The sequence below is a fragment of the Pseudomonas profundi genome (assembly GCF_008638305.1).
Lineage (GTDB): Bacteria > Pseudomonadota > Gammaproteobacteria > Pseudomonadales > Pseudomonadaceae > Halopseudomonas > Halopseudomonas profundi.
The window spans coordinates 1-8,976 of record NZ_VTPZ01000028.1 but is presented as its reverse complement, the minus strand read 5'-3'; the positions used below and the strand labels follow the sequence as shown (position 1 = coordinate 8,976).

Annotated in this window: 5 protein-coding genes and 2 pseudogenes; all 7 read right to left on the bottom strand. The window is 50.2% G+C overall.

Annotation, left to right across the window (positions count from 1 at the left end):
* Positions 1-41 precede the first annotated feature (41 nt).
* A pseudogene (locus FZE95_RS19280) lies at positions 42-467 on the bottom strand (response regulator); the annotation flags it as partial.
* 126 nt (positions 468-593) lie between these two features.
* The gene (locus FZE95_RS19275) at positions 594-839 is read right to left on the bottom strand and encodes a hypothetical protein (RefSeq protein WP_150302417.1); all 246 of its coding nucleotides are present in this window, start codon (positions 837-839) and stop codon (positions 594-596) included.
* Positions 840-1,104: 265 nt separating this feature from the next.
* Positions 1,105-2,263: pseudogene (locus FZE95_RS19270) on the bottom strand (IS3 family transposase).
* A 284-nt stretch (positions 2,264-2,547) separates the two neighbouring features.
* A complete protein-coding gene (locus FZE95_RS19265) occupies positions 2,548-3,381 on the bottom strand; it encodes a thymidylate synthase (RefSeq protein ID WP_150302416.1) in 834 nt (277 codons plus the stop codon).
* The gene (locus tag FZE95_RS19260; RefSeq protein WP_150302415.1) at positions 3,378-3,887 is read right to left on the bottom strand and encodes a hypothetical protein; all 510 of its coding nucleotides are present in this window, start codon (positions 3,885-3,887) and stop codon (positions 3,378-3,380) included. The genes FZE95_RS19265 and FZE95_RS19260 overlap by 4 nt, the downstream gene beginning before the upstream one ends.
* Positions 3,884-5,968, bottom strand: coding sequence for a tyrosine-type recombinase/integrase (locus tag FZE95_RS19255; protein ID WP_150302414.1), 2,085 nt, complete (start codon positions 5,966-5,968; stop codon positions 3,884-3,886). Before FZE95_RS19255 ends, FZE95_RS19260 begins: the two co-directional genes overlap by 4 nt.
* Positions 5,965-8,832, bottom strand: coding sequence for a site-specific integrase (locus FZE95_RS19250; RefSeq protein ID WP_150302413.1), 2,868 nt, complete (start codon positions 8,830-8,832; stop codon positions 5,965-5,967). Before FZE95_RS19250 ends, FZE95_RS19255 begins: the two co-directional genes overlap by 4 nt.
* Between the last annotated feature and the right edge of the window lie 144 nt (positions 8,833-8,976).

Genomic DNA, 8,976 nt, shown 5'->3' with positions numbered 1-8,976 from the left:
CTCTCAAGAGTTGAGGCCTCCACGAAACCCGGTGTGATTCAATAAACGCAGTGCCTTGCGGAATCGATCTCCAGATCGGCAATCTTTAGAGCCTCGGTTTCTGTAATCTTTTCACTTCGTCTTAGCACGGATCTTATCCTGGCCACGAGCTCTGGAAACTCGAAGGGTTTAACCAAGTAGTCATCTGCCCCGAGATCTAAGCCTTTGACCTTGTTGGATAACCGACCGCTTGCCGTCAACATGATTACTCGCGTATCACTGCCTAGCCGGATTTCTTGCAAGATAGACCATCCGTCCTTTTCGGGCAGATTGACGTCCAGCAATACCAGCGCATATTGATGGTTTCGGAATAGATGTATGCCATCCACCCCAGTCAACGCGTAGTCAACTGTGTATCCGCACTCACTGAGACCCTGCTGCAAATACTCAGCAGTCTTAATCTCGTCCTCTATGATCAGCACTCGCATCGCTGTTCCCGTGTGTCATGCAATCTTGAAGAAAGTGATACGCAGCATCAAAAAAAGGGCGCCGTCAGGCGCCCAGAACATCTCTTGTTGAAGGAGTACAGTTGCTTCAAGAGATGAAACCGCGCATCAGCTGTCTTTGTCGTCGTTCTTTTCCGCTTTCTTCGTTTTCTTTAAGAACAGCTCGTCATTATTCATGATACGTTTCCTACGTTGCCCAGCTTTGTCCACAGATTCATTGGTATCGGTAACTGTGTCGCGGTCGGCCAGCATAGTTCTCAGCCTCAGGCTTCCGTCTTCGGCCTGAACTGTAGAGCTAATCCCAATCAAGGCAAGTGCCATACTGGATGCAATCATCATTCGTTTAAAGTTCATGGTGTCCTCGACGCGGCACGGTTGGAATTGGCTTGATTATCCTGATCCAGCCTGACAAGAGAGTTAACCGAGAATGACAATCTTGTCATGTTGCGTTATTAGAGGCACGTTCCGGTTCCGTTTTAACATATTCACCCGGATTGCCGAGGGTAGGACCGCTTGAGGGGTAGGGAGGCTGGCAAACCTAGCACGTTTTGAGCCGCTGGTCACCGGGGTGAGCAAAACATAAGGTGATTCGCGCGCTCTATATGGGCGGTTGTAGTGGTCAACTGATTCCGGACAGTGGATTAAGTTTTTCTTCGGTTCTGGCAAGTGCCAGGCCACCGTTGTAGCTATGGGGCCTCAGCCAGTTGTAGCGCGGCATCAAGTAATAGCTGATGTCCCGCTGTGCTTCGCTCACGTGGTGTAGCCAGTGGCTGGAACCCACTCTGACTTTAGGCTTCTGAGCAGGCGCTCCATCGGCGCGTTGTCCCAGCAGCTGCCCCGCCGGCTCATGCTTTGACTCGTGCGCTAGCGCCACAGCCGCTGTCTAAATTTCCGGCTGGCATATTGACTCCCTTGGTCCGAATGGAACATCACGTTCTGCGGTCGTCCTCGTTGCTCATAAGCCATGTCCAATGCTTTTACGACTAGCTCTGCGTCGGGTCGGGTCGGCTCGATAGTGCCCACGCAATCTCGCGACGACTGAACAGATCCAGAACGACGGCAAGATAACACCAACGTCCTTGAGCCCAGACATAGGTAACGTCTCCGCACCAGACCTGGTTAGGCGCTGGCACCGCAAAGTCTCTGTTCAGGTGATTCGGTGTGTCCAGCCGCTCGACGGTGGCTGATTTGTATGCGTGTCGTCCCGGCTGCTTGGATACCAACCCCAAGCTGCGCATGACGCGCCGGACCTTGAAACGACCGATTCGATAGCCATCTTCGCGCATCAAACCTGCAATGGTTCTGCTACCGGCGGAACTTCGGCTCTCGATAACAGCTGATTTATCTTGCTCCGCAGCTCTACCTTCTCAGGGTCAAAATGCGTCCGGCGATGCCGGGCATCGTAGTAACTGAATCGGGAGATGCCAAACACTTCACAGACCAATTCAACAGGCTCGCGCTCACTTAACCGGTCTATCAGCGCGGATGATCGAACTCCTCCGCTATTAGGAAGCGTTAGCACTTTTTTAGTATCGCTGTCTCCCGTTCGAGCCGGTTGATTCGGGCTTCGAGCTGCTGAATCTTCTGCTGTTCCGGGGTCAGCGTTATGCTCTTGGGCGTACCACCATCCGATTCGTAACTGGTCGACCCAACGTCGTAACGCCGTTTCACCAACCCCTGCGACCTGCTTGCCCCAACGACCGGGTAACTTTGGTCTAGAACGAGCAACGCTGCATCATGCTTGAACTGGTGGAAAACGTACGACGTTGTCTCGTCATGGAGCACCTCAGCTAGGCGGTAAAACTACCACCCGTTTCGGGGTCCGGGATTAGCGGACCACTACAGAGGCATCGAACAAGAGTTTCACTTGATTACCGGCGCATTGCAAAATCAGACTAAACCCTTTATGTCAAAGTAAGAGGCGATGCAGTTCGCCCCAAACAATCTCACGGGACTCATCAGTCGAGCTGATCTTGTCTTGCAACATTGAGAGCAGTCGTCTCGCAATGATACTAACGCAGTCGTTCACAGTAGCCAAATGACCCCCCAAACCTAAACAATATTAGATTGAAACCGCGGCTGCAATGTGCGGATGCGGCTCGTAGCCTTCCAACTCGAAGTCATCGAACGAGTAGTCGTAGATGCTGTCAGGTTTACGCATGATCTTCAACTTTGGCAGCGGCCTAGGATCCCGGGTGAGAAGGAGCTTAGCCTGCTCAAGGTGATTCAGGTAGATATGCGCATCGCTCATGGTTATGATGATCTCACCCACCCCTAAGTCGCATTGTTGAGCTAGCATGTGGGTCAGGGTCGCCAGGGAAGCGCAGTTATAAGGCCAACCCAAGAAAAGATCTGAGGACCGGATCAACAGGTGAGCCGACAGCTTGTTGTTGGCAACGTAAAACTGGTACAGAAGGTGGCACGGAGGCAGCGCCATCTTACCGTTATTTACGTTCTCTTGGGCGCTTACTTTCTCATCAGGCAGGTATTCGACATTCCAACCATGAAACAAGATTCTTCGGCTATTCGGATTGTTCTTGAGGGTATCGACGACGTAGTCAATCTGATTGATCGTCTCCCCATCCCTAGTCGGCCAAGCAGTCCACTGCTTGCCATAAATGGGACCCAGATCGCCGTTCTCGGTCGCCCACTCATCCCAAATGCTAACGCCATTCTCTTTCAGCCATTTCGTGTTGGTGTCGCCCTTCAGGAACCAGAGCAGCTCGTTGACGATCCCTTTGAAGTGCACCTTCTTAGTAGTCAGGAGGGGGAAGCCGTCTTCTAAATCATGCCGGAACTGCCGGCCAAAAACGCTCACTGTGCCAGTACCGGTACGGTCGTTCTTCTGAACGCCGTTGTGTAGCACGTCCAATAGCAGATCTTGATAAGCCTTCATGCAGAGCCCTCGGGACGCTCAGATTCTAGAAGCGAGATGACTCCACGGAGGTTCTCAATTTCGCGCCTCAACTTACTGATCTCAAGCTGCCCATTTTCGGAAAGCTGAAGATAATGATCGCGGGAGTCACGTAGTTTTTTAAGTCGGATTTCAAGCGCATGAGCGGCCTCTTCTGACTCATTGCACTTGTTAAACCAGTATACCACTTCAATCCGGCTCATTTCTAGCTTATCCGTCAGAACACTTACCGGATCTTGTCGCTTTCCTTTCTTAAGCTTGCGGCTTAATTCTTCAAGTTTCCGCTGCTCCTTTATTGCCTCAAGCCTTTGGATAGGCCATTGCCTAAGTCGAATGGTATTCCTATGAATCCCTGCGATTCGACTCAGTTCGCTGATGGTTGGCTTAATATTGTAATCGGAAGCAATGGTACTTAGCGCCTTCGATAAAGCTTCTGTATTTTTATCGAAGTCTTCCTGGTTTCGGCTATCGAATGCCTGTTGTTTCATGGATCAATTCCTTCGCCCAGATACCTGAGCACGCCTTCAGCCTCCTTCATCACCTCTTCGATCTGTTCGTAGCGATCCGCATAATCGGGATCGCAGAGCAAACCCTGATTTTGCGTATAGATCTCGCGCCATTTCGGCGCATGCGCTTTAGTAATAACGGAGTTAGAGCAGCGGTTAGGGTTGCAGCGAAGACCACCGATGCACGGCAAAGAATCATCAAACTCCTCCGATTTCCCGCCGTAACAAAAGCCCGCCCCCACATTCACTATGGCGAGATGCTGATTAGCCATGGCTGCAAACGTCTCCTCCTTCGAGTATCCTGCTGCCATATAACCTTTGAATGCGCTGCCGATGCGAGCCTTGTGCTCAGGTCCGTTAACACCTGCATAGCTACCATCGGGATCGAAATAATCTTTGATAGCCTCAACCTCAGCTTCCTTGCGGAGCGGGTTATTAGCATGACGCCCGCCCTTTGAAATCATGTCACCGATATTGCCGTAACCTAATGTTACTTTACTGAACCCCTTCTTACCATAATCAGAGACTATTTCTCCGAAGTGCTTGAGCTGATGTGAAATAAATGGCAGCCCAAGGTCTATTCTGTACATCTGATACGCAAGCGTGTGTCTCAAAACATAGGGGTTGAAGTTGAGATTTTCATATTGCTCTTGAGAAAGACCTGCGGCTAAAAACGCATCAAGCTGGTATTTCATGCCGTTCGATTCCAATGCCAAGCAACTAGCTCCAGGAGCGACTGTGAAAACGCTGGAAAACAAATACGGGCTCTGCTTGTAGCGCGCCATCACACGAGCTACTTCAACGGCATCACGGACTATCGGAATAGCGATCCATCTGTCATCAAAAAGCTTGCGTTCATCCTGCTGATGCTTCAGAACGCGGGATTCTAACAACCAGTATTTTCCATCCTGAACGAGGCAGCTTTCGACAAGCAACTCCGAAAGCTCTGAAGGACGCATCCCTGTGTACTGCCCGACAATATAGCAGCAAGCGTAGTTGATCAAATTTAGGTATTGCCGTAGGCCGTCATTGATCAAGCCTCCCGCTAGCTCTTGGACCGCACTTCTTGAGACATACCCTCCCGTCGTCCTCACGTCGACAGCAACGTCACCAAGAATATCTACAACCTGCGAAAAACTGTAACCTTTGGCCCCAAGACGCATGACCGTGTAGAGAGCCATCAGCTTCGAACTAATCCCAAATTCGTCGCTTCTCCTAAATTGTTTCACATTTCGACGCTTCAGTGCGCCGACATCTTGCACGGGCAAGCCCAGAGCATCCAGAAAATCGACTATCAATAAGGATGCATAACTCGACAACTTCTCAAAAACGTCATTAGGAAGGTGATTTTTCGAGATTGCAAACTGATCTTTTATTGAAATACTCTCTTCGTCTGCTGAGGACCAAGGCAATGTATCGACTCGCACGTAGCTTAGCGCCTCACCGAAAATATACGCTTTTAGCAGCGACGACCTCAAAACCGAAAAGAATCTTGATATCCCGTCACTATACTTGTAGCGGAAGCTCTCCGCTGCCTGCATGTAGTTATCCGCACTAAAATTAGCCAAGCCAAAGCATTTTGATGAGATATAATCTTTTCCTAGCTCTTCCGCTGCCAGGGCATAGAGATGGTCAACAAATCTTAATCCACATTCGAAAATTGCGACCGCCGTATTGTACTTAACAGTTTTCCTTCCGCCAGGGCTGTCACCTGTCACCGCAGCAGGCGCGAGAAGATATAAATAAAGGGCTACCTTGATCTCTAAGATTGCCGTAGCATTTAGGTTTTTATATTTTGAGAAGGCAATGACGAGCTTCGCGCCTTTTACGTTTCGCGCTGCGTGGGGAGCATCTGCATTAAAATCCCAGATCGCGTCCCCGAATTTGGAGAGCCTCGACACAGGCATAGCTAGGAGGGACTGGTAATACACCCAAGCCTCCATGGATATAGATGCTGAATCGTCGTTAGCCGCCACGCGCTTGATTGCCATTTCAACGACAGGGAGAAATTCATCTCGCCACGCGCGAAACTCGCTTAGTTGTTTTATGTATTCTTCACTCACAGACCAACGCCCTCGATGACGATGTTAGTGTCAACGTATTCAGATAGGCGCCCAGCCTCGTTGAGTTCTTCTTCGGAGAAATCTGAACGTCCGGGGGTCAAAATACTTTCAAGCAATGCCAAATTTTCTAATACGACACCGCCATAGGGAGTATCTGCCAGACGACTAACCTGCAATATTCGCATATAGTCTTTTCTCATGGCATATAGCTCAGGTAGATCAGACCTGGTGATTATATTGTTATCGCAGGACAGACATTTATTATAGAGCGAACACGGCTTGCCAGGCACATAGCTACGTAGGCGCTTAATAAAATCTGGAGGATTCATTATATTGCGACACCCACCCAGCGGCGTTTTGAATATGATTCCGTCCTGTACGGGAACATCAGAGTTAGCAATTGGCGCAGCCAATTTCTCTATTAAGGTTTCCGAATGGATTTTCCTAAGTGCGCCATCCAACTTCTCACGAGCAATCCGATTGAAATCCATTCGCTCTAAATAGTTCAGCGTGGTCTCAATGTTCTCATGCCCTAGCATAACTTGAATCTCGCGAACCGACACGTCCTGCTCAATCAACTCACTTACGAAACTTGGCCTGAATCGCGACGGAGACAGGGACAAGGGTTCGCCAGCATCGGTAAGGAGATTATGTCTAACGGCGAATTTTCGTAGAGCCACATTTAAAGTCCCCCCGCGCCCAGAAATTGACTTGATAGCCCCGTATGCCCGCCGCGAGCTAGATTTATAAATAAATAAATCATTCTTAATACTGGGGTCAGCCTCCGCTCTAAACGTAGAAGTGATAAGAGTGACGTCTTCAATTATTCTCTTTATCTCTCGGGCCTGAGATGTCGTCAGCCAAGATATCTCAGCTTTGAAAATATCTAAATGATACTCTTTCTCACCGGTCGACCTTTCTTTCCAATATCGCAAACAGGGGCGCTGACTCAGCGGATGCGAAGACACAAAATCGTCGATCTGAAGCGTTGCGATTGAATCTGCATTGAGACCTGTGACCTGCGCAAGCCGAGCTATGTAAGGCGCGAGAACTTTTGACGAACGGTCATACAAGACACCCCAGCTCTCGTAAATCTCGAAGATTGAAAGGCTAGATGCATCAATCATATTCCTGAAATACTTGTGATACTTATCATTCTTGTCAAGGTTTGAATAGTTGATGGGAACACAGTTGAGTTTGTTTTCAAATATCCATCGAGCGATCTCCAACGTGCCCATGCCGCGTTTCACATTGCCGAGCCCGTCATACGGATCTTCTCCTACTCCCGTTCGAACATAGGGCTGCGCCAAGTCGTGGATACGGGCTATGTCCGCCTGAATAGCCTCGGAGATTCGCATGCGTTCCGTAGGGGAATAAGCGGCGTACAAGTCAGTTTCGCGCGACACATCGAACCCTGGCGCAGGATGGAAACCGTCCAGTGCCAAGCCCTCTACCGCTTTAGCGCTCTCCAGCATTTTGCGAGTCGCGCTCATGTCCGTAGTGGCGACAGAGGTCGATATCAGCCCTTCCTGAAGCTGTGCTGCGAGATATTTTCTGAATCTGGTCAACGAGTGCTCACCGAGCATCGTTACTACAGGTTCGTAGCCCTTGTATTTTTCTCTGGTGAGGCAGCGGGTAAACCTCCTCCAAGCCTCGAAATAATTCCGTTGCCCTGATTCGCTGTGGCTTTCCATCGACCCAGCGGCAAAAAGATGCAATAAAGGGGAGAACGGAATATCGGAAGAGACCGAAAGATCGGCGAGCGATCTAACCGAAATCGCACGAAGCTCAAAAAATCGCTTAAGTGGGCTGGGCTTGGGCGCCTTAGGCGACCGGGCCTTCTCCTGCTCGCGCTCTTGAACCGTCTTATAATTGCTCGGCCCTAACCCCGCCCGTACAAGGTCTTCACTGATTTCTCTTATGGTAAGGTTGATCAGCCCGGACATAGAGGTGGTGAACATTCGTTTGAACTCAGGAAGCTGATCCAAATACCCCTTTTTTTTTATTCTGTTTCCGTACAGAGGGATGGAAAGCTTCTCTTCTTGAGAAAGGCGTCCATACCAGCGGAGCAGCTTGCGCCTTTTTTCACATTCGGATGACCTGTAGCCAGGAAGAATGATCTTTTCGTTCGTCATGGCATCGATCACTTCCGGCATGTCGTACGAGCTGTTGAGTGCCGACTTGCTCACGCCGAGCAGCTCGGATAAGTAAGGTATTGACACAGCAGGGGGGCCGCTGGCTTTGAGCTGAACGTCCAGCAGCTTTTGGCGACTGCTGACGACATCCTCGCGCCATTCATGCACTCGGCGCTTGATCTCTCTGTGGCCCACCCTTACAGGGGGAAGTGCAACTTCAGCCCGGCGCTTCAGTACATCTCCGCCAATTTCCGTCCGCGTCAGGTTGTACAGTTTCGAAGGCCTGATCCCTCTGAGCACTGGAATTTGGTCGAGATAACCACGGTGCTTGGCTTGGCCGGCATGAATTTCCACGGCGAGCTTTTGCTCATCTTCCAGGCCCTCATACCAACAAATTAGCCGCCTGCGCTTGTCGCAGTCTAAAACGTTGTACCCCTCGATGATGATGCCCTCATCAGTCATCGCCTGTATCACTTCGGGCATCTCGTTTAAGGTGTACAACGACTCCTTACCAAGCCCAGTTATGTCGCTCAGATAGGTCGCTGAGACAGCTAAGCGACCCTTCTGGGCCAGCTCGACCTTTAACAATTTTTTGCGACTTCCGAGCACGGACTCTGTCCAATTGGCAAGCTGTTTCTGAACCTGGGCTCTCCCAGCAGGATTTTGGAGCTCTTTCTGGCGAGACACATCCACGCGAATACCCATGCTGATTCGACATCCGTTGCTCATTACTTAGCATCCCCTAGGCCAATCTTCAGACGAGTCTTATCTGAAAGCGCCTGCATTTCCTGCGCTCTGGTCATCATCTCTTCGTTCGAGCCATTGATACGGCTGTCAACGACGGTTCAAATCTGACCCACTTATCGGCGATAT